Below are 20,093 nucleotides of genomic sequence, written 5' to 3' on the forward strand. Positions count from 1 at the left end.
CGCCGCGCGCGAAGGCCAGCGCGAAACCGGTGACGATGGCAGGCGCCAGTCCGGGTAGTAGAACGCGGCTGATGATCTGGAAGCGGTTGGCGCCAAGGGTGGCGGCCACTTCCTCGACCTCCTTGTCGATCTCCTCCATGATTGGCTGGACGGTGCGCACGACGAAAGGCAGGCCGATGAAGATCAGCGCGATGACGATGCCGAGCGGCGTATACGCGACCTTGATGCCGAGCGGCGCCAATAGGCTGCCGACCCAGCCATTCGGCGCGTAGAGCGCGGTCAGCGCGATGTCGGCGACCGCCGTCGGCAGCGCGAAGGGCAGGTCGACCATGGCATCGACGATGCGGCGGCCGGGAAAGCTGTAGCGCACCAGCACCCAGGCGACGATCGTGCCGAAGACGACGTTGACGGCGGCGGCAATGAAGGCGGTACCGAAGCTGATTTTAAGCGCGTTGATGGTACGGCGATCGGTGACGATCGCCCAGAAATCGGTCCAGCCGAGCGCCGCCGATCGCCAGACCAACCCTGAGAGGGGGATGAGGATGATGGCGTGAGGTAGGCAAGCGAGAAGCCGAGCGTCAATCCGAAACCCGGAATGACGCTCGGCTGTCTGAACCGCCACCCCGCCTTGGCGGGTGTCGTCCGGATCTAGATTTTATCTTACTGCGCTGGCTTGTAGATCTGGTCGAATATACCACCGTCGCCGAAATGGTAAGGCTGCGCCTTCGTCCATCCGCCGAAAATTGGATCGTCGATGCTGATCCGCTTGATTTCCGGCAGTTTGGCGAGATCCTCCGCAGGCACCAGGTCGGGCTTCGCCGGACGGTAGTGGTTCTTGGCGATGATCGTCTGGCCTTCCTTGGAATAGAGATAGCCCAGATAGGCTTCGGCAACTTTGCGTGTGCCCTTGGCATCGACATTGGCGTCGACAACGGCGACCGGCGGTTCGGCGAGGATCGAGGTCGGCGGGATGACGATTTCGAACTGATCGGCGCCGAACTCGTCCAGCGCCAGATAGGCCTCGTTTTCCCAGGCGATCAGCACGTCGCCAAGGCCCTTTTGCGCGAAGGTCACGGTAGAGCCACGCGCGCCGGTGTCAAGCACCGGAACATGGGAATAGAGGTTGCCGACGAATTCCTTGGTCTTGGCCTCGTCGCCGCCATCGTTGGTGTTGGCCCAGGCCCAGGCCGCGAGGTAGGCCCACCGGCCACCACCGGAGGTCTTGGGATTGGACGTGATCACCTGGACGCTGTCCTTTGTGAGATCGCCAAAATCGTGAATGCCCTTCGGGTTGCCCTTGCGGACGAGGAGGACGATGGTCGAGGTATAAGGAGCCGAATTGTTCTCGAACTTCGTCCGCCAGTCGGGATTGATCTTCTTCGTTTTCGAGACGATCGCGTCGATGTCGCCTTGCAGCCCCAGCGTCACCACGTCGGCGTCGAGGCCGTCGATCACGGCGCGCGCCTGGGCGCCGGATCCGCCATGCGACTGCTGGACGGTGACGGTCTCGCCCGTCTCGCCCTCCCAGTGAGCGGCGAAGGCCTGGTCGAATTGCTTGTAGAGCTCACGCGTCGGGTCATAGGACACGTTGAGAATGGTGGTATCGGCAAACGCGAAACCGAGCGTGCCGAACTGGACAGATGTGGCGACCAGCGCGCCGAGCAGTTTCCTGAAATGAGGTTTGGTCATTTCCGCCTCCGTTGAACTCGCGCCAAATCTACCGAATTGATAGAATTTAGATGCATTCACTGTTGCCTTTTTTGGCCTAGTGAAGCAATTTTTCGCCTATTTTACTCTAAATGAGGAATTTTTTTCCTCACACAGCGTGACTCGGGATCCTGGGCTCCCGGAGGCGATAATTAGAAACCGCCAGCCCTTCGGCAATGGCCGCGCAGGGTCAACGAGGGTTTCATCCCACGGTGGCCGGCGGAGCTACTCGGCGCCGACGGGAAAGTTGAAGCGTTCTCTTGGAAACGGCTCGTTTTCCAGCGTGAAGTGCCACCATTCGCGGGCATAATTGTTGAAGCCGCCGGCGCGCATCGCCTCGACAAGTCTTTCGCGTTTGCCGCTACTTCACTGGCGAGCGGTCGGTGAGCCGTTTCGCTCGCCGGGTCGAACACTCGAAGCCAGTGCCGAAATCGAGCATATCGACATCGGTCGCGCCGCAGGCCGGTTTCGGCGCGCTCTTGTGGTCGGTCCGCGCGATCGCGACCTCGACTGTCGATCCGCGCGAATGGGTGGACAGTTCGCCGATATAGCCCTTGGCGATGAGATCCTTGGCGCTTGATGTCACGATGGCTGCCCGTATTGACGTCCGCTGCACTCACCAAGGACGACCCCAATTGGACTGCGCATATTACGCACGCATGGCAACACTGCGCCGCGGTTGCTAGGGGGGGAAAGCAGAGTTGAATGGCGAAAGATTGAGGGTCCAATCGTGATGCGGCGGCGCCCAAATTTGCGACAGCGCGCCAACGGGCAAAGACGACCCCGAGCGGAAGTTCGTTCGTCGAGGGCGAATTCACGCCGATGACCCGAACCCACCCTTCCCGGGGCGATTTGGCGGCCCGAAAGCTGACCTTTAGCGGAACCGGCGGTCGTGACCCTGAAGCGACATTCGCATTGAGGTGGACAGCGAGTCTCGTTGACTGGCTGCCGCATCGGCGCATAGTCGTCGACCAGCACGATGCCCCATTTGGGGAACAGTCGTATGAGGGGAGGCAGGCCATGGAAGTCGCCGGTGGCGCTGGTGCCGACGTTCACGTCCCGTATATTCTCGTCCATTCCGATCGCGAGATCAGGCGTCTCAGCCATCAGGCGGGCATCATTAACCCGATCACGCGAAAAATCTTGCTCTCTGCGGGCATGAGCCCCGCGATGCGCGTGCTCGACGTGGGCTGTGGCGCGGGTGACGTTACATTCCTGGTTTCCGAGATGATTGGCAGCGGAGGTCAGGTCATTGGCGCAGATCGGGCTCCAGCGGCCCTGGCGGCGGCGGAGCGGCGCGCGGCGGCGCATCCAATCCAGAATGTCAGCTTCCGTGAAGGCGATCCCGCGGCACTTTCGTTCGACCGACCGTTCGACGCCGTGATCGGCCGCTACGTTCTGATGTTTCAAGCCGATCCTGTGGCCATGCTGCGTGGCGTCGCTCGTCATCTCCGGCCTGGAGGGACCATCGTCTTCCATGAGCCGGATTGGGACGGCTGTCGATCCAGCCCGCCGGCGCCGACCTACGACCACTGCTGTCGATGGATCGTCGAGACGTTCCGGCGCAGCGGTATCGAGACCAATATGGGTATCAAGCTCGATGCGGCATTCCGCGCGGCTGGATTGACCGCGCCCCTCAATGCACATGGAGGCGGTTGTTGGGGGAACTAATGGCGGCTTCGACTGGTCACACCAGACCGCCGAACTCATTGTCACGATGCTGCCGGAAATCCAGAGCCGGGGCGTTGCGACGGCCGCTGAGGTCGATATTGAGACTTTGGAACAGCGCATGCAGCGCGAAATCGAGGCGGGTAGCGTGATCGTGAGCCGCTCGGAAGTGGGCGCCTGGTCGCACGCCTAGAGCTAGCCATGACACTGGGCGGCTGCCTCTCACGAACGACTAAGGCGCATGCCCGCTCTTGGCGCGATCGAGGCGATGCGGACTTCGCCTACTCAGCAGCCGCCAGTGCGGCTTGGTTGGGTGGTTCTCTGCCGTCTGTCTCCTCGAGCGGAACGAGCAGGCAGCGCCATTAACGGACTAAGAGTGGATTCTTAGCCCGCACTTAGGGTCCGTACAGAAATTTTCGAATCGATTAGATTCATTAGGCCGCGGCAATTGGCCGAATCCCGTCAAGGAACTGAAGCAGTTATTGCCATACGGGCCCTTAGTAGCCCCGCTCAAGATTTACGAGATTGGTGATGTCATTGCCCAACTTGATCTGCTCGCACAGACCTGCCACCTGCGCTATGCCCGAATCGACCCAATAGCTTGCCACATGTGGTGTGATGGTCACCTTCGGATGGGCCCATAGCGGACTCGCCTGGTCGAGCGGTTCCGAGGTAAAAACATCGAGGCAGGCGCCTGACAGTTGCCCAGCGTCAATGGCGTGCAGAAGTGCAGCCTCGTCGACGTGTGCTCCGCGTCCGACATTAACGAGGTAGGCGCCGCGCTTCATCAGACGGAAAGTTTCGGAATTAAGTATTCCTCGAGTTTCGGTGGTCAGCGGCAGCGCGCACACGACGAAGTCTCGTTCAGCCAAGGCCTCCTTAAGCGCTGGGGCACCAGCGTAACAGGCCACATCGGCGATTTGCTTAGGGTTGCGGGACCATGCCGCCGTGCGATATCCCAGCTCGGCGAAGAGTCGCGCGGCCCATCCACCGATACGCCCAGCCCCAAGGATAACGATGCGGGTCTCGCTGGTCTTCCGTGGCGCGATCGGGCGCCATCTCTTCTGGGTCTGTTGGAGAGCATATTCAACGACATGGCGTTGCCGGCACAGTACTCTGAGAACAATGTACTGCACAACCTCAGAGGCAAGTTCGCGGGTCGCCAAACGTACGACGCCAACGCCCGCAGGCAGCTCACCCAGTTGCAAGCCGTCTATGCCCGCGCCGAGATAGGCAACTGCACGCAATCGCGTCATACCTTCAAAAAACCTGCGCGGCGTACCCTTATCGATCAGCACCAAGTCAATGTCGCCGGGATCGCCGTGATGGGGCCATAACCGGAAGTCGAGGCCCGAAACGCGCGCCTTGAGAGATCGCGCCCACTCCCCCGCGTCGATATAGTCGGGGTAGTCATTCACCATCAGTAAAGTGAGTGCTTTCACCACTACCTCCTAAACACTCTGTTCGACGTACATCAGCCGGAATGGATCGAAGCGGCTATCCGGGCACGCCAGCCATGCGCATCGCCTCTGCGAAGTGATCACGATCTTCTTGACGACGGAATGGGTTGTTGTCGAGCAGAAGCTGGATGCATCCTTTGGCTGCTTGCTCAACGCCCCCCGGCCTTGCTTTCAGCCTCGCTACTGCTTTTTCCGCCCATAGCTTTGCCTCGGCAAGCCTATCAAGCTTGGCAAGTATAGCTGCGCCGAAAAAAGTCGAATCGATAAAGTAGTCGGGGACTCTGATCCGCGCGGCTAGGGCCTCGGGATACCGCCTTGCGGTAAATAGGGCAGTCGCCTGAAAGGCGATATACCAATCGGGGTATCGTGGATTGAGACGCATTGCCGCTTCGCCGCAGGCAACCGCCTTTTCCCCTTCTCCATACATTGCGAGCATGTAGCTGGCATTGGCGAGGCTGTCGGCATCGTTAGGGTTGAGCATGATGGCGCGATCCACATGTTTCTTCATGCGCTCATAGTCGCCCCGATAGAGGCAAGGCCATGCCAGCGCGATGTGGGCTTGATAATCGGCTTCATCGAGCGCGAGGGCCCGTTTGGCGCAATCAAAGGCCATGTCATAAGCGCCTCTACCTTCTGCCGCAATTAGCAAATCAAGCGCTTCCATCTGGTAGGTCACCGCTAAACCGGAATAGGCGCGCGAAAAGCTTGGGTCTGTGGCAGCAGCCTTTTCGAAGTGTTGGCGCGCTTCAAGATTGTTCTGACCCACCGTCCACAAGAGATGTTTGCCGCGCAACCAATGGTCATAGGCGATGAGGTTTTCAGGGTGCTTACGCTTAGCGCGTTCCAAGGAATCGTCTTCGAGGCCCACCGCCAGCATGCCCACGATCCTCTGGGTTATCTCGTCCTGAACCGCAAACATATCGGCAATTTCTCGATCATAGCGCTCCGCCCAGATGTGGCTGCCGGTCTCAGCGTCGATGAGCTGCGCGGTTATGCGCAGACGATTCCCGGCGCGACGAACGCTTCCCTCGAGTACATAGGTCACGCCCAAGTCGCGTGCCACGTCGGGGATCTTCATCGTCCGTCCCTTGTAGGTGAACGAGGAATTGCGGGCGATGACGGACAGCGACCGAAAGCGCGAAAGTTCGGTAATGATGTCCTCTGTGATGCCGTCGGAGAAGTACTCCTGCTCTGGATCGCCGCTCCTATTGACAAACGGCAAGACGGCGACCCACGGCTTATCGGGTAGCGACAGTGCGCGACGCACCAAGGCAGAGGTATCGGCTGGGCGCACTCGGCAAACGCGCACCAGCTGCTCGATGTTCTTCAGCGCCTGCTCGCCCATATCCTCGAACTGCAGATCGAGCCGGTTGCCCAGGTGGTCACGCACTGTGCCCGACACCGCTATGCCACCGGCCGGGGCGACGCTCTCAAGCCTAGCCGCAATGTTCACTCCGTCTCCGAAGATGTCCTCGCCCTCGACGATGACATCGCCCAGGTTGACCCCGATCCGCAGTCGGATCGCGCGGTCCTCTGGCATGTCGGCGTTGCGCGCCTCCAGCCGCCGCTGGATGTCGACCGCACAGGCAACGGCGTTAACAACGCTGGGGAACTCAGCCAGAACCCCATCGCCGGTCGCCTTGAAAATCCTACCCATGTGTTCGGCGATCTTTGGATCGACCAGCTCGGCTCGCAGCGCCCTCAGCGTAGTCAGCGTGCCCATCTCGTCATGGCCCATGAGCCGGCTGTAACCGACCACATCGGCAGCGAGTATGGCGGCCAAACGGCGCTGCACGGCGCTCTCGACCACGCTCGGACTCCTTCCACGTGTGACGGCTCCGCTTTGGAGCCCAATCAACTACACAATACCAGCGCCTTATGTCAGGGCAATCGGGCGCTCGGATATGACGCCTCCCATCGGCAAGCCATTAGAAGCTACGACACGTACGGGCGGAATGACAGCTTTGGGTCATGGCCGTGAATTGACCCGGAGCAAGCGAGCTTCTGCTTAGGGTCGACTCCGGCCAGTGCGTGAAGGTCGGCTTAGGAGGCGCGACTCGAATGGCGCGAAATGGCGCGTCCCGCTGGTTCGAACATCCGCCCTCGAGAACGCCCTAAATGAGCGTCAAACGACTTGGTTGGGTGTTTTTTGCCTTCCCTCTCGCCGATTGGAACGAGAAAGGAGCGCCAAATCCTGACGTACAGACGAACGGTCGATAAGGTCGCGATCCTGACCCACATTTCCAGTGCTTCTTCAGGCGGCCTTCAGAACTGTCTTTCTGACGAGTGCGATTTTGCACTCATCGATGAAAGCTGGCAAGAAATGGAGCGCAATCCAAGAACTGGCTCCGGCCGCAAGCGCTAGCGGAGAAGCTATCTCAATCCGGCCCGCCGTGCACCTTCGCGGATGGCGACAAGCGCGGGAGGATTGGTGACCGGATAGGTTCTGATGAACCCCTCGACGGTAAAGCCGGGGAATTCGCTCGCCAATCGGGCGGCGATCTTCGCGGCCTGTGGTACTTCGTCGAGCATCGCATGTCCCATCGACTGGAACAACAGGGTGGCCGGCGAATCGGGCGGGCTCTGCTGGAACGCCACGACGCTCTCCCGGTAGCGCCCGACCACGAAATTCGTGCGACCAAGCATGCTGAAGTACCAGAGCGGAGCTAGCGGGTTGAGACGTAGAGCCCTCTGGATCAACACGCAGCCCTGCTGCGGATCACCTGTCACCAGTGCTCGGCTTCCGGCAATCATCGCCAGCGTATCGGCATCGTTTGGAGCGGCGGCCAAAGCGCGATCGAGTTCCTCGGCAGCGGCTCCCAAGTCGCCTCGCGCCGCGCGAATGTCGGCCATGCCCTGACGGGCCATGCTGTCTCCCGGATCGAGCAAAAGAGCTTGTTCCATGCACGAGTACCAGCGTTCCAGCGAGACGGATGGATTACTCGCGTACCAGGCTTCGACGGCGTAAGAAAATCCCAACGTCAACCAGGCTCGCGCCAGCCCCGGATCGAGTTCGACTGCGCGCGACAAGAGACGGATTGCTTCCACGTTCGAGGTGCGGGTGAACACATTGTGCTGTTCGACGCCGAGCAGATAGTAGTCATAGGCACCCAGGCTGGCGGGCGGCTTGCGCCGGATGACATCCCGTCCAAGGTGGGCAAGCTTGCCGCAGCAGCTGACAAGGACATTGACGACGTTCTCGGTGACCATGTCTTGCGTAGCAAACAGATTGTCGGCCGATTGATCGTATCGCGCCGCCCAAAGATCGGCACCACTCCTCACATCGACAAGCTGCACCGAAATGCGGAACTGCTCGCCGGTAGCCTGAAGGCTCCCTTCGAGCAAATAGTCGGCATTCAACTCCCGACCGATGGAGCGCAGATCATCGCGCCTTCCCTTGAACATCAGCATCGTCTGGCGGGCAATCACCGCAAGGGCGGAGTAACGCGCGAGATCGACAATAATATCGGCGGACAAACCGTCGGCCAGCCTTCCCCAACGCTCGTCCGAGCTCAAATTTTCAAAGGGCAGGACCGCGATGACCGGTGGCCCGGAGCCGCCGGGCGACAGACCCTCGAAACGAGCTTGTCCGGACTCTTGCCGGCTCTCACTCGAGAGCAGGCTTGCCAACGCCACTTTGCTGCTAACGCCAAGCTTTCGATAGACCACCGACAGATGGGTTCGAACGGTGGTCGGCGCGATGAACAGCGTCTCGCCGATCTCACGATAGGTCATGCCTTCGGCGAATTTCGCAGCGACCACCCGCTCCCGGTCCGAAAGCCCGGTCAGAGGATTGCCGACTGCGTCAAGCATTGCGTCATTCCGATCCGCGGCGCGTATGGTCGGGAACGTACCGATTTCGCGACACAGCGAAAATACTACAGATGCGACACCAAAAACACTCCATCTGTACGATCCCGCCAAGTCGTTGCCGCTCCTAGCATCCACGGATCCACAACACGTTGCCCGGTTCACTGTCCAGGCCAGGCAAAATGTCAGGAGGCATCCATGAGAAAGTCATCCGCAGTCGCCGGCATGCTGGTGCTGGCTCTTTCGACCGCGCCAAGTCTCTCCGGCGAAACGACGCCAGTGGGAACGCCAATCTCCATAGAAGCGGTAAGGCTTGCCAGCGACCGCGTCTATTCCGATCTCTTGCGCCGTGCCTTTGCGAATGGCTGGCGATACCCACCCGAGCAAATCAAGAGCGGCTTCAAGCGGCATTTCGAGGAAACGAGGCTGCAACTGATCGATCAGGGCTACATCATCGTGTCCGATGTATCGGAAAGTGCTTCGCAGTGACGTTTCTCCGGATCGGGTCTTTGATCACGGCGTGCCTTCATCGGTAATCGCACCCCGCGGCCTTCGTTACTCGTCTTTAGCTGGCGCTGCCGCCAATCCGCCGGACGCGGAGCGAGCGAATGCCACGATTGCCGTCAATCCGTGATGTAGTCGACTATGGCGGCCAGGCGCGCGGCGACGACCGCGCTCATACTGGTCTGTCCCAAAGAGCCGTGCGTGTGATGGCGAGCAAAACGAGATCGAAGATGTGCCGGCGGATGATCTCACGGGCTTCCGCAGAACCGTTGAGTGGATGCTTTTCGAGTGTGCAGAGGTAGCCGCGTAGCAATTGCAGCGCCTCGGATACCCCTGGCGCGCGCTGCATGACCGCACAGTCGAGCCCGGCGCCAAGACACCACTCCATCTGGCAAAACGCCAGGGGCAACGCGAAGTTGCCGACTATCTCATGTCGCACGGCGTCGTCTTGCCAACACCGGCCCCGATCTCAACGAAGTTGGCTTCTGCCGATGTCGAGAAAGGCCGGACCTACGTCACCCGCGCGTGTGACCGTTGCCACAATGCCGAGCCACTGGGAGGGAACAAAACGGGACCGAACTTGTGGAGCGTCGTCGGCCGCGATAAGGCATCCATGGCAAAAATGCGTTACTCCGACGCTTTGCTCGGCTGGAAAGGCGTGTGGAGGTAAGAGGACCTGAACAGATATCTCTTCGGGCCCATGCTCACCACGCCGGGCGTTAAGATGGAGATACCTGGTGTCTCGGACGAGACCGAACGGGTCGACCTGATCGCGTACTTGCGCACACTCGGTGACAAGCCGATGCCGCCACCCTGAATCGATGATCTCTTGCACAAGTACTGCTGCGGACCTGCGTCGGCGGTGATGTCACATAGACGGAGATGGGCTGTGGTTGTGACTTTTGGGAATGATTTCAGGCGATCACGCCGGCAGCAGGTTTCCATTGCGCCATGGCATTCAGGCGGTGAAGATGGATCTGAAAGGGGGCGCGTTTTGAACGGGGCGGGACGAAGAGATTGCGGGCTGCAGAGAAGGTCGAGACGAAACGCTGGAGGCTCCCCGGTGATCGAAAACCTTGCATCATCCGCTCTCGTTTTCGCAGTGGCACATGCGAATTCTCCGCTCTGTTGTTCAAGCCCTTGTGCGACCGGTGCTCGATGTCCATCATGACCTGACGCCGCGCTGCTCCATAGGAGCCGAGCTTGTCGGTGATCATGCGCTTGAGCACCTGGCCCTGCTTCTTCAACAGCCGTATCAGCAAGCGCTTGGCGGCCTTGGTGTTGCGCCGGGTCTGGACGATCTCGTCGAACACATAGCCGTCCTGGTCGACGGCGCGCCATAACCAATGCTTCTTGCCGGCGATCGTGATGGCGACTTCGTCGAGGTGCCAGATATCATTTCAACTGGGCTGCTTGCGGCGCAGGTGCCGGGCGTAGTCCGGCCCGAACTTCCTGCCCCAGCGACGGATCGTCTCGTAGGAAACGACGATGCCGCGCTCGAGCAGCATTTCTTCGACATGACGCAGGCTCAGCGGAAATCGATAATACAGCCACAGCGCGTGGGCAATGATCTCGGGTGGGAACCGATGCCGTTTGTAGCTGATCTGCGAAGTGTTCATCCCCCGCATCTATCGCAGCGATCCCTGACACGCAGTTGCCGTGACAACGCCCCTATGCCTCGCTCGATAGCATATTGCGAGCGGCATAGAGTTCGCCAATGAAGTCGGTGATCAAGGTCGAATTGATGCCGTCCGGCGGGCGCAGGAGTAGCGCGCGGAAATTGACGGCTGGCTCGAATGGCCTGGCCAAAATACCGCCGATCATGCCGTCCGCAATGACGGAGGGATTGACCAAGCCGATTCCCATGCCCTTCGCTGCAAGGATAGCGATGGTCAGGCCGTAGGGCGTTTCGATCAGGATGCGCGGTCGCACCCCATGCGCGGCCAGGATCTTGTCCATCGCGAGCCGCGCCGTATCTTCCGGCGACAATGCCAGGAAGGCCTCGTCGGCGAGATCGGCCGGTGTGATTATCTGCTTCCGCGCCAGCCGGTGGTTCTTCGGCATCACGCAGACGGCGCGCGGTGTGGTGAAGACGCTGTGCAGCACGCCGCTGGTGTCGACCTCGTCGGCCGCGAGCCCGATATCGAAACTGCCAGAGGCGACCAGGTCGCGCACGATATTGGAGGTGCGGACCTGATAGCTGATTCGCACCTGCGGATGCCGGTGCGAGAACGCTACGATGGCGCGCGGCACCAGCCCATGCCCGAGTGCCGACAGGGAGGCGACGCGGATGGTACCGGTGCCGACCTCCTTGATCTGGGCCGCCCGCAGCTTCAGCCGGTCGAGCCCGACCAGGTTGGCTTTCACCTCGGCATGGAACAACTCCCCTTCGCGTGTCGGCACCAGCCTGCCACGAATGCGGTCGAAAAGCCTGAAGCCGAGCTCGGCCTCTAGCTTGGCTAGCGAACGGCTGATGGCCGGCTGCGAGGTGTCGAGCAGCGCGGCCGCCGCGCCGGCGCCGCGCGTGATCATGATCGCGTTGAAGACATCGATGTCGCGCAGGTTCATAGTCAGCCCATATCAAAAGCGAATTAACTTTATCGCTGGGGTCATAGATGGCAATGGGTGAGCCGGCTAAGCTGCGCCTATGAACCGACGCGATGACACTTCACATGTCCATCCTCCCAAGCGCTCCGAGGAACCGTTCCAGGCGGTGGCGATGCCGGTCGAGCGAGCCTCGACCGTGGTCTTTGACGATCTGGAATCGTTCGAGCTTCGCGTCGAGCGTCTGTACGACGGGTTCAGCTACGGACTTTACGGCACACCGACCAGCCGGCAGCTCGAAGATCATATCGCCGTGTTGGAATGCGGATCGCGGGCTCTCGTCCTCCCGTCGGGCATGGCGGCCATGACGCTGGCGACCATGGCTGTCTGCCGTGGCGGCGAAAGCGTTCTGATCCCGGAGACGCTCTATGGCCCGGCGCGCGACATGGCCGAGCGTTTTCTCGGCCCACTCGGGATCGAGGCGGTTTCCTACGATCCACGGCTGGACGCAAGTATCGCGGCCATGATCGACGGCAGAACGCGGCTGGTCTGGGCAGAATCGCCTGGCTCAGCCACCTTCGAAGTTCAGGATGTGCCAGCCATCACGGCCGCGGCCCACAAGGCCGGCGCGCTCGTTGCGGCCGACAACACCTGGGCCTCGCATCTGCTGTTCAAGCCGCTCGCTCATGGCGTCGACATCTCGATGCAGGCGCTTTCCAAACACGCCGGCGGCCACGGCGACCTCTTGATGGGCTCGCTCGCAGTGCATGACCATGCCCTGTTCCGGCGCCTGAAGGATACAGCGCGTTTCCTTGGCTATGGCGTCTCGCCCGAGGATTGCGCGCTGTGCGAGCGTGGCCTGATGACCATGCCGGTGCGCATGCGTCATGCCGACGCCACCGCGCGGAAGATCCTCGCCTGGCTATCGGAACGCCAGGAAGTCGCGCAGATCTTGCATCCCGCGGAGCCTGGCCATCCCGGCCACGCGGTCTGGAAGCGTGACTTCGCCGGATCGGCGGGCGTGTTCTCCTTCGTGCTGCGGCCGGAACTGGCGCCACTGCAATCCGATGTCCTGCGCAGCCTGCGGCTGTTCAGGCTCGGCGCAAGCTGGGGCGGCGTGCATTCGCTGATTGCCGTCAGCGATCCGCGCAAAGGGCGCGCCAGCCTCGATTGGCTGAAGCCCGGCCCGGTCTGGCGCCTGTCGATTGGCCTTGAGGCGCTCGAAGATCTTCTGGCCGACCTTTCCCAGGCCTTCGAACTCTTTGCTGAAGCCCGGCGCAACGGAACCGCCGCGGCCGACGTCAACGCCGCAGAATGACGACAACTCAACGACAAGGGGAATGATTATGAAACATCAAGGTCTGAAATGGCTCACGGGTCTGGCGATAGGATTGGCCAGCCTGACTTCGGGCGCCGTGGACGCCAGCGCGCAGGCGGTTATCAACAAGATCAAGGAACGCGGCTATGTCAGCTGCGGCGCCAGCCAGGGCGTGCCCGGTCTCTCCCGGCCCGACGAGAAGGGGTATTATCGCGGCTTCGATTCCGATATCTGCCGCACTTTCGCGGTCGCCATCCTCGGCGACAAGGAGAAGATCCGTTACGTGCCGCTTAACGCAGGCCAGCGTTTTCCTGCGCTGCAGACCGGAGAGATCGACGTTCTGTCGCGCACATCCACCATCACCTACAGTCGCGATACGGTTGTCCGCTTCGTCTGGATCAATCTCTACGACACGGACGGCATGCTCGTGCGCAAGGCCGACAATATTACCGAGCCCAAACTGCTGGACGGAAAGACCGTTTGCCTGCAAGGCGGTGGCAGCCTGACCGAGAAAGCGATCGAGGAAACCGAGGAAGAGTTCGGGATCGCGATGGAGAAAGTCTATTACGACTCGACCATTCAGGCGCGCGACGCCTTCTTTGGCGGCCGCTGCGATTCATACGTCACCGACGGCACTGCGGCAGCCGGACAGCGTGCTTCGGTGGCCAAGAACCCCGACGACTACGACATCATCAAGGTCGGCAAAGCCGCCGAACCCAATGGCGTCGCGGTCGCCCGCGGCGACGATCAACTCTTCGACGTCGTGCGCTGGACATTGAATGCCCTGTTCTGGGCCGAGGCCAACGGCATCACCTCGCAGAACATCGATGAAAAGCTTGTGTCGGGCAGTCCGGAAGTCAAACGGGTGCTCGGCGAGGAACCCGGCTTCGGCAAGCCGCTCGGATTGGACGATAAGTGGGCCTACAACGTCATCAAGCAAATGGGCAACTACGCCGAGATCTGGGACCGCAATCTCGGCAAGGACAGCCCGCTAAAGGTCGAACGCGGTCTGAACGCGTTGTGGAAGGACGGGGGCCTCAACTATCCTTTCCCCTGGGATTGAGCCGCATGATGGAGGGGAACGGGCCCGGCGCTCCCCTTCCCTGCCAACGCCGCGAACCCTCGAGGTCAACATGCTGAGCGATGCCAAGACCAGATCGATCATCATCCAGTGTGCCCTGGCAGCCGCGGTTGCCGCGTTCGCTGCCCTGCTCGTCAGCACGACCTTCGCCAATCTGAGGGCCCGCGGCATCCCGATCGGCTTCGATTTCCTGACCATGCCATCCAGGATCGTCATCTCCGAAGCGATCCTCACCTATAAGTCGCGGGACCCGTATTACTGGGCGATCGTGACCGGGCTCGCCAATACGGTCTTCATCTCCGCGCTCGTCATCGTCTTTTCATCCGCGCTCGGCCTCGTCGTCGGCATCACCCGGCTGAGCAGCAATCCCCTGGCGGCGGGCACCTGCCGCGTATGGGTGGAGGTTGCACGCAATTCACCGCCGATCGTGCTTCTGATCTTTCTCTACTCGCTGTGGTGGAAGGTGCTGCCGCCGGTCGGCGAAGCGCTCAATCCGCTGCCAGGCGTTTACGCCTCCATGCGCGGCTTTGTGGTGCCGGCAGTCAGCATGGACGTCGCCGCCGCGGGATTGCTCGTCATTGCTCTCGCCCTGGCACTGGCGGCCGCTGGCTGGGCGGCGGCGCGACGAGGATGGTTGCCGCCGCTGACCGCGCCGGCGATCCTCGCGGTTGGCATTGCCGGGCTCTGGCTTGCCGATGCGAAGTTCTCCGTCGACTGGCCGACCTTCACTGGGTCGAACTTCAAAGGCGGCAAGGACCTGACGCCCGAACTCAGCACCATCCTCATCGGGCTGACCATCTACACCACCGGCTTCGTCGCCGAGATCGTGCGTGGCGGCGTGCTTTCGGTCGGCCGCGGTCAGTGGGATGCAGGTCATTCGCTCGGCCTGCCACGCGGCAAAATATTGCGTCTGATCATCATCCCGCAGATGCTGCGGGTGATCGTCCCGCCGCTCAACAGCCAATACATCAACGTCGTCAAGAATTCGACGCTGGCGATCGCGGTCGGCTATCCGGACTTCCTTGCGGTGATGAACACCATCATCAGCAAGTCCAGCCATTCGATCGAGGGCGTCTTCATCATCCTCGGCGTCTATCTCGCCCTCAACCTGAGCCTGTCGAGCGCGGCCAATTGGTACAACCGTCGCATCGCCATCGTGGAGCGCTGAACCATGAAGGCCCTGTCTCTTTCCCTTCCGGCCGAGCCAATGCCAGGACAGATCCGCTTCGGCGCCTTGCGGCGGTCAGCCATGCTCCTGTTCGGCACGCCGCTCAATGCCGTCCTGACGCTGTTGTTCGGCGTTCTGCTCGTCGCCACGGTACCGCCGATGCTGCGCTGGCTAATAATCGACGCCGTGCTGTTCGACCCCAATCCAGGCGCCTGCCGGGTTGCCACCGGAGCCTGCTGGAGCTTCATCTACGCCAAGTCCGGGCAGTTGCTGTTCGGCATCTATCCGCTCGACGAGCGCTGGCGCCCGGCGATCGTCTGCCTGCTCATCCTGGCGCTGCTTGCCTGGTCGGTGCGGCCCGCCAGTTGGGCCCTGCGGCTGCTGGCGCTCTGGGTGGCAGCGTTCGTGCTGATCTTCTGGCTGATGGGCGGCGGCATCGGCCTGACCGAGGTTCCGACCTCGTCCTGGGGCGGCCTGCCGGTGACGCTCATCCTCACCGTCGTTGCCATCGGCGTCGCCTTCCCGGTCGGCATTCTCTTGGCGCTGGCCAGGCGCTCGACTATGCCAGCGATACGCATCGGCGCCGTGGTCCTGATAGAATCGGTGCGCGGACTACCGCTGCTGTCCATCCTGTTCGTGGCGTCGATCATGATGCCGCTGTTCCTGCCCGAGGCCCTGTTGCCCGACAAATTCGTGCGCGCGCTGGTCGCGCTCACCATCTTCGCCGCGGCTTATCTCGCCGAGGTGATCCGCGGCGGCCTGCAGGCCATCCCGAATGGCCAGTACGAGGCTGCGGCAGCGCTCGGCCTGCCCTTCTGGCGCACGCAATATCTCGTCATCCTGCCGCAGGCGATCCGGATGGCGATCCCGGCGCTGGCCAACACCATCATCGTCATGATCAAGAACACCAGCCTTGTCCTGGTCGTCGGTCTCTTCGACCTGATCAGCTCCGGAAAAGCGGCGCTGGCTGACCCGGACTGGCCGTCGCCGGCGGCCGAGACATTCCTGTTCATCGGCGCGATCTTCTTCGCGCTCTCCTTCTCGTTCGCCCGCTTCGCCGACTTCCTGGAGCGGCGCGGCCCGACCGCCCACTAGGAAATGCCTTGATGTTATTGTCCGCCCCAACGCGCGTTCCGTCCATGCCCGATCCCAGCGCTCCGCCCGCTATCCAAATGACCGGCATGAATAAGTGGTACGGAAACTTCCATGTGCTGAAGAATATCAACCTGACCGTCCATCGCGGCGAGAAGCTGGTGATCTGCGGTCCGTCCGGCTCGGGCAAGTCGACGATGATCCGCTGCATCAACCGGCTGGAGGAGCATCAGCAGGGGCAGATCGTCGTCGAAGGCGTCGAACTCAGCAACGATTTGAAGCAGATCGACGTAATCCGCAGTGACATCGGCATGGTGTTCCAGCACTTCAACCTGTTCCCGCATTTGACCATTCTGGAAAACCTGACACTGGCGCCGATCTGGGTGCGCAGGATCCGGCGCGGGCAAGCCGAGCAGACCGCCATGCACTATCTGGAGCGGGTGAAGATCCCGGACCAGGCGCATAAATATCCCGGCCAGTTGTCCGGCGGCCAGCAGCAGCGCGTCGCCATCGCCCGTGCGCTCTGTATGAGCCCGAAGATCATGCTCTTCGACGAACCGACCTCCGCTCTCGATGCTGAAATGGTCAAGGAAGTGCTCGACACCATGGTCGCGCTGGCTGGGGATGGCATGACCATGCTGTGTGTCACGCACGAGATGGGATTTGCCCGCCAGGTCGCCGACCGCGTCGTCTTCATGGACCAGGGCGAGATCGTCGAGATGAACACGCCCTCCGAATTCTTCTCGCATCCGCGTCACCAGCGCAGCAAACTGTTTCTTGCCCAGATCCTGAACTAGCGAACCTCTCCCGCCAGCCCATGCGCCGGCCGGATGGGCAGACGCAAATCAGAAATCCATCCGGGGCCTGGTCAGCGCGCAGCGACCTGCCAGACCGCGACGCCGGCCCAGGATCAGGCCGGCGACGCCTTCGATGCTGCGCGAGATAATGTCGAACAAGCGCGGCCGACTCTCGAAGGAATACACCAGGCGTTCGCGAAACAGGATCGACAGCGCCGCGAGTTCCGGCCATTGGTAGATGTTCGGCCCACAACTTCTGCACGTCGACGATCCGGGCGCCTGGCGGTGGGCGCTCCGGTCCTGTTTCGAAGATAATGCGCCGCCGGCCGGCGCAGGCACAGCTGCCACGTATTGCAGCAGACGGCAGAGGACGAGAACGTCGTCCACAACGCAACTCTCGACTCGAAGTCGTAGCTGCATCATATGGCCTGTTCACCAAGCGGGCTTGGGGGCTAGCACGAAGTCGGGCACCCACTTTGGCACCTCCACTTGCGCGAGCAGTAGTCCGCTTTCCTTCGCAAATGCCATGTGGCAAGACGGATGGATGGTGGCGGACAGCGAACATAAAAGCATCTCTGCGAGAGCGTTGGGCATCGCATTATCAGCTGCTGCCCTCGTGCCGCATTTCACAACCCCAGCCTTTGCCCATGCTTCCGAGCGCGGCTATGTCATGCTCCTGCCGACCGGATATTATGTCGTGGGCGGGGCGGTGGCCGTAGCCGCGAGTTTTCTGGTTCTGGCTGTCCTCCCGCCCAGGCTGCTCGAACGCATTTCGGCATCCCGCCTGCCAATTGGTCAATTCGGCGACGCCGCGCGCATTTGGATCAGCACGCTCGCCTTCGCGGTTCTCGCCATACTCGTGGCGGCGGGAATTCTCGGCAGCCGAGATCCGCTGTCGAATCCACTTCCGCTAACGGTGTGGACGCTGGTCTGGGTCGGACTGACATTGCTTCAGGGCGTATTCGGCAATGTTTGGTCGTGGACAAACCCGTGGTACGGGCCGTGGCGCATTTTCTCCAGCGTCTTCCCGGCATTCCGCGATCGCACAATGCCACAAGGACTGGCTTACTGGCCGGCGTTGATTTTGTTTGCAAGCTTCGCCTGGTTCGAGCTGATCTATCCGGCGCCCGAAGATCCGGCGCGGCTTGCGTTCGCTCTCATGGCCTACTGGCTCTCGACCTTCGTCTGCATGATCATCTTCGGCTACGAAGGCTGGAGCCGGCGCGGCGAGTTTCTGTCCGCGTTCTTCCGCATGGTGTCACACTTCGCCATCGTCGAAACGACGCCGGACCACCCAAGCGGGGGGCGCGCCCTCTCACTCTGCTGGCCTGGAGCGAAATTGTGGAGCGCGCAAGCCTTACCGGCGAGCGGTATGCTCTTTCTGTTGCTGACGTTGAGCTCGGTGTCCTTCGACGGTCTGTCGAAGACCTTCTCTTGGCTGGGCGCGAATGGTGTCAATCCGCTCGAATTTCCGGGGCGCTCGGCATTAGTTGGAATCAACAGCGCCGGTCTTGTGCTGATGTTTATCGCACTTGTCGCGGTGTTCTTCGCCGCAGTGTTTGTCGGTGAGCGGTTGGCCGGGAGCATCTCTTTCGGAAAAGCGGTCGGGCTCCTTGTCTGGTCGATCGTCCCGATCGCGCTCGCCTATCATTTTTCCCACTATCTGACGGCCCTCCTGGTGAACGGCCAGAATGCGCTCGTCGCTATTTCGGATCCGTTTGATCGGGGATGGAACCTATTCGGCACGGCGCACATGAATGTCGGGGCGGGAGTGATCATGGGCTCCGATGCAGCGTGGATCATCTGGAACTTTCAGGCGGCGGCGATCATCGGCGGCCATATACTTGCCGTTCTGGTCGCGCATGGGCTGGCGTTCCGTTTGCATCCGGCGCGCAGCCGCGCGGCGCTCAGCCAATTTCCGCTGACCGTTTTTATGGTCGGATATACGGTTTTCGGGCTGTGGCTGCTGTCCACGCCGACGGCCGTCTGACGGCCGCAAGCCACGTATCGGAGGCGTTGGTCGACAGACCTCACGGCGGTGTATCGCGACCTCAAGGACATGCGTCGAACAAAGCCGGTGGTTGGTGAATTGGCAACGCCGGCAGCACAACTGACTGCTTCACAGTTCTTCGGCCTGATATCTAATAAGCCGACGGGACGCCCTCGGTGGCCAGACGCCGGAAGATCTGGTCGACTTGTTGCGGCGGCGGCGCCGCCGTCGAGCCACCAGATCAGCACCGACAGAAAGGCACCCACGACGAACTGGACGATCAGTTCGTTCGGCACGACATCGAGGCGCGGAAACTCCTCGATGTAGCTCATGCCGTCGACAAGCATCTGGCCCCATTCCGGCGTCGGCGGTGCAACGCCCAGGCCGAGAAAGCTGAGCGTCGCGATGGCCAGCACGAGGGCGCCGGCATCGGCGCTGGCGGGGTCCTCACCCCGAAACGCGAAGATGAGGATCGTCAAAAGGTGCCGATCAGCCCCAGCCCGGCCATCCACCAGATGTGCCAGATCAGGGCGAAACCAATGACGACGGCAAAGAAGGCGTTGACGACCCCGACTGGACTGTTCTTCGGTACTTCGATCGGCTCGTACGGGCGCGGTGGCACCGGTTGAGCTTGCTGTGCGTTGGCGCGTTGCTTCGCGACCCAGTAGCTGTCGCGCTCGGCCACATGCGGCAAGACGGCAAAGTTCCAAGCCGGCGGCGGCGAGGCCGTGGACCATTCCAGTGTGCGACCGTCCCAGGGACCGCCGGTGACACGAAGCATCTCGCGGTCGCGGATCGAAACAACCAACTGCACGATCTGGCAGACGATGCCGCCCAGAATGATAACGGCTTATTCGACCACTCGCAACCAGTTTGACCTGCCAACCATGTCTCACGAGCAATGGCAGGCACTTAAGCCAACGCTACAAGAAGCGGAATAATAACCGGCAAGAG

General features: G+C 61.4%; 19 protein-coding genes and 2 pseudogenes. 9 read left to right on the forward strand and 12 right to left on the reverse strand.

Going from position 1 to position 20,093, the window contains the following annotated elements; translation table 11 throughout:
• The 4 genes and pseudogenes from cysT to NKI70_RS24980 all read right to left on the reverse strand — a co-directional run.
• Nucleotides 1-648: pseudogene (gene cysT, locus NKI70_RS24965) on the reverse strand (sulfate ABC transporter permease subunit CysT); the annotation flags it as partial.
• Between the two features lie 12 nt (nucleotides 649-660).
• Nucleotides 661-1,689 (reverse strand): sulfate ABC transporter substrate-binding protein, encoded by a 1,029-nt coding sequence (locus NKI70_RS24970; RefSeq protein WP_023722473.1) that lies wholly within the window; start codon nucleotides 1,687-1,689, stop codon nucleotides 661-663.
• Nucleotides 1,690-1,932: 243 nt separating this feature from the next.
• Nucleotides 1,933-2,040, reverse strand: coding sequence for a M15 family metallopeptidase (locus NKI70_RS24975; RefSeq protein ID WP_023722474.1), 108 nt, complete (start codon nucleotides 2,038-2,040; stop codon nucleotides 1,933-1,935).
• Nucleotides 2,041-2,068: 28 nt separating this feature from the next.
• Nucleotides 2,069-2,293, reverse strand: a complete 225-nt coding sequence (locus tag NKI70_RS24980) for a M15 family metallopeptidase domain-containing protein (RefSeq protein ID WP_352579813.1) — start codon at nucleotides 2,291-2,293, stop codon at nucleotides 2,069-2,071.
• A gap of 434 nt (nucleotides 2,294-2,727) precedes the next feature.
• On the opposite strand from NKI70_RS24980, the gene NKI70_RS24985 reads away from it, so the two are divergent.
• Nucleotides 2,728-3,378, forward strand: a complete 651-nt coding sequence (locus NKI70_RS24985) for a class I SAM-dependent methyltransferase (protein WP_352692746.1) — start codon at nucleotides 2,728-2,730, stop codon at nucleotides 3,376-3,378.
• A complete protein-coding gene (locus tag NKI70_RS24990) occupies nucleotides 3,347-3,568 on the forward strand; it encodes a hypothetical protein (RefSeq protein WP_352692747.1) in 222 nt (73 codons plus the stop codon). Before NKI70_RS24985 ends, NKI70_RS24990 begins: the two co-directional genes overlap by 32 nt.
• A 304-nt stretch (nucleotides 3,569-3,872) precedes the next feature.
• Here NKI70_RS24990 and NKI70_RS24995 read toward each other — a convergent pair whose 3' ends face one another.
• The 3 genes from NKI70_RS24995 to NKI70_RS25005 form a co-directional block, all read right to left on the reverse strand.
• Nucleotides 3,873-4,817 (reverse strand): NAD(P)-dependent oxidoreductase, encoded by a 945-nt coding sequence (locus NKI70_RS24995; protein ID WP_352457236.1) that lies wholly within the window; start codon nucleotides 4,815-4,817, stop codon nucleotides 3,873-3,875.
• 55 nt (nucleotides 4,818-4,872) lie between these two features.
• Nucleotides 4,873-6,645: an adenylate/guanylate cyclase domain-containing protein gene (locus NKI70_RS25000; RefSeq protein WP_352725058.1), complete on the reverse strand. Its 1,773-nt coding sequence runs from the start codon at nucleotides 6,643-6,645 to the stop codon at nucleotides 4,873-4,875.
• A 563-nt stretch (nucleotides 6,646-7,208) separates the two neighbouring features.
• Nucleotides 7,209-8,648 (reverse strand): LuxR C-terminal-related transcriptional regulator, encoded by a 1,440-nt coding sequence (locus tag NKI70_RS25005; RefSeq protein WP_352725060.1) that lies wholly within the window; start codon nucleotides 8,646-8,648, stop codon nucleotides 7,209-7,211.
• Nucleotides 8,649-8,843: 195 nt separating this feature from the next.
• Here NKI70_RS25005 and NKI70_RS25010 point away from each other — a divergent pair, with 195 nt between their 5' ends.
• Nucleotides 8,844-9,134: a hypothetical protein gene (locus tag NKI70_RS25010; protein ID WP_352725062.1), complete on the forward strand. Its 291-nt coding sequence runs from the start codon at nucleotides 8,844-8,846 to the stop codon at nucleotides 9,132-9,134.
• Between the two features lie 187 nt (nucleotides 9,135-9,321).
• On the opposite strand, the gene NKI70_RS25015 is transcribed toward NKI70_RS25010, so the two are convergent.
• From NKI70_RS25015 to NKI70_RS25025, 3 genes and pseudogenes are all read right to left on the reverse strand, one after another.
• Nucleotides 9,322-9,588: a hypothetical protein gene (locus tag NKI70_RS25015; protein ID WP_352725063.1), complete on the reverse strand. Its 267-nt coding sequence runs from the start codon at nucleotides 9,586-9,588 to the stop codon at nucleotides 9,322-9,324.
• A 475-nt stretch (nucleotides 9,589-10,063) separates the two neighbouring features.
• Nucleotides 10,064-10,768 (reverse strand): annotated as a pseudogene (locus tag NKI70_RS25020) (IS6 family transposase).
• Between the two features lie 52 nt (nucleotides 10,769-10,820).
• Nucleotides 10,821-11,717, reverse strand: a complete 897-nt coding sequence (locus tag NKI70_RS25025; RefSeq protein WP_352725065.1) for a LysR family transcriptional regulator — start codon at nucleotides 11,715-11,717, stop codon at nucleotides 10,821-10,823.
• 79 nt (nucleotides 11,718-11,796) lie between these two features.
• Between NKI70_RS25025 and NKI70_RS25030 the strand changes: the two genes are divergently transcribed.
• The 5 genes from NKI70_RS25030 (at nucleotide 11,797) to NKI70_RS25050 (ending at nucleotide 17,149) form a co-directional block, all read left to right on the forward strand.
• Nucleotides 11,797-13,011 carry a trans-sulfuration enzyme family protein gene (locus NKI70_RS25030; RefSeq protein ID WP_352725067.1) on the forward strand — a complete coding sequence of 405 codons (1,215 nt, stop codon included), beginning with the start codon at nucleotides 11,797-11,799 and terminating at the stop codon, nucleotides 13,009-13,011.
• 28 nt (nucleotides 13,012-13,039) lie between these two features.
• Nucleotides 13,040-14,074: a transporter substrate-binding domain-containing protein gene (locus NKI70_RS25035; RefSeq protein WP_352725069.1), complete on the forward strand. Its 1,035-nt coding sequence runs from the start codon at nucleotides 13,040-13,042 to the stop codon at nucleotides 14,072-14,074.
• Nucleotides 14,075-14,144: 70 nt separating this feature from the next.
• Nucleotides 14,145-15,260 (forward strand): amino acid ABC transporter permease, encoded by a 1,116-nt coding sequence (locus tag NKI70_RS25040; protein WP_352725071.1) that lies wholly within the window; start codon nucleotides 14,145-14,147, stop codon nucleotides 15,258-15,260.
• A gap of 3 nt (nucleotides 15,261-15,263) precedes the next feature.
• On the forward strand, nucleotides 15,264-16,355 hold the full coding sequence (locus tag NKI70_RS25045; RefSeq protein WP_352725073.1) for an amino acid ABC transporter permease: 1,092 nt from the start codon (nucleotides 15,264-15,266) through the stop codon (nucleotides 16,353-16,355).
• Nucleotides 16,356-16,399: 44 nt separating this feature from the next.
• Complete coding sequence (locus tag NKI70_RS25050; protein WP_502894626.1) at nucleotides 16,400-17,149, forward strand: amino acid ABC transporter ATP-binding protein; 750 nt, start codon at nucleotides 16,400-16,402, stop codon at nucleotides 17,147-17,149.
• A gap of 48 nt (nucleotides 17,150-17,197) precedes the next feature.
• Here the strand turns inward: NKI70_RS25050 and NKI70_RS25055 are convergent, their stop codons facing one another.
• On the reverse strand, nucleotides 17,198-17,536 hold the full coding sequence (locus tag NKI70_RS25055) for a hypothetical protein (RefSeq protein WP_352453299.1): 339 nt from the start codon (nucleotides 17,534-17,536) through the stop codon (nucleotides 17,198-17,200).
• 283 nt (nucleotides 17,537-17,819) lie between these two features.
• On the opposite strand from NKI70_RS25055, the gene NKI70_RS25060 reads away from it, so the two are divergent.
• Complete coding sequence (locus tag NKI70_RS25060; RefSeq protein ID WP_352725133.1) at nucleotides 17,820-19,139, forward strand: hypothetical protein; 1,320 nt, start codon at nucleotides 17,820-17,822, stop codon at nucleotides 19,137-19,139.
• Between the two features lie 475 nt (nucleotides 19,140-19,614).
• Here NKI70_RS25060 and NKI70_RS25070 read toward each other — a convergent pair whose 3' ends face one another.
• On the reverse strand, nucleotides 19,615-19,947 hold the full coding sequence (locus NKI70_RS25070; protein WP_352725077.1) for a hypothetical protein: 333 nt from the start codon (nucleotides 19,945-19,947) through the stop codon (nucleotides 19,615-19,617).
• Between the last annotated feature and the right edge of the window lie 146 nt (nucleotides 19,948-20,093).

Source organism: Mesorhizobium sp. M0500 (genome assembly GCF_040321165.1).
Classification (GTDB): Bacteria; Pseudomonadota; Alphaproteobacteria; order Rhizobiales; family Rhizobiaceae; genus Mesorhizobium.

Coding starts and splice junctions, on each gene's coding strand:
- NKI70_RS24970 (WP_023722473.1), bottom strand. CDS start 1,689: ATGACCAAACCTCATTTCAGGAAACTGCTCGGCGCGCTGGTCGCCACA.
- NKI70_RS24975 (WP_023722474.1), bottom strand. CDS start 2,040: ATGCGCGCCGGCGGCTTCAACAATTATGCCCGCGAATGGTGGCACTTC.
- NKI70_RS24985 (WP_352692746.1), top strand. CDS start 2,728: ATGGAAGTCGCCGGTGGCGCTGGTGCCGACGTTCACGTCCCGTATATT.
- NKI70_RS24990 (WP_352692747.1), top strand. CDS start 3,347: ATGCACATGGAGGCGGTTGTTGGGGGAACTAATGGCGGCTTCGACTGG.
- NKI70_RS25005 (WP_352725060.1), bottom strand. CDS start 8,648: ATGCTTGACGCAGTCGGCAATCCTCTGACCGGGCTTTCGGACCGGGAG.
- NKI70_RS25010 (WP_352725062.1), top strand. CDS start 8,844: ATGAGAAAGTCATCCGCAGTCGCCGGCATGCTGGTGCTGGCTCTTTCG.
- NKI70_RS25025 (WP_352725065.1), bottom strand. CDS start 11,717: ATGAACCTGCGCGACATCGATGTCTTCAACGCGATCATGATCACGCGC.
- NKI70_RS25030 (WP_352725067.1), top strand. CDS start 11,797: ATGAACCGACGCGATGACACTTCACATGTCCATCCTCCCAAGCGCTCC.
- NKI70_RS25035 (WP_352725069.1), top strand. CDS start 13,040: ATGAAACATCAAGGTCTGAAATGGCTCACGGGTCTGGCGATAGGATTG.
- NKI70_RS25040 (WP_352725071.1), top strand. CDS start 14,145: ATGCTGAGCGATGCCAAGACCAGATCGATCATCATCCAGTGTGCCCTG.
- NKI70_RS25045 (WP_352725073.1), top strand. CDS start 15,264: ATGAAGGCCCTGTCTCTTTCCCTTCCGGCCGAGCCAATGCCAGGACAG.
- NKI70_RS25050 (WP_502894626.1), top strand. CDS start 16,400: ATGCCCGATCCCAGCGCTCCGCCCGCTATCCAAATGACCGGCATGAAT.
- NKI70_RS25060 (WP_352725133.1), top strand. CDS start 17,820: ATGCTCCTGCCGACCGGATATTATGTCGTGGGCGGGGCGGTGGCCGTA.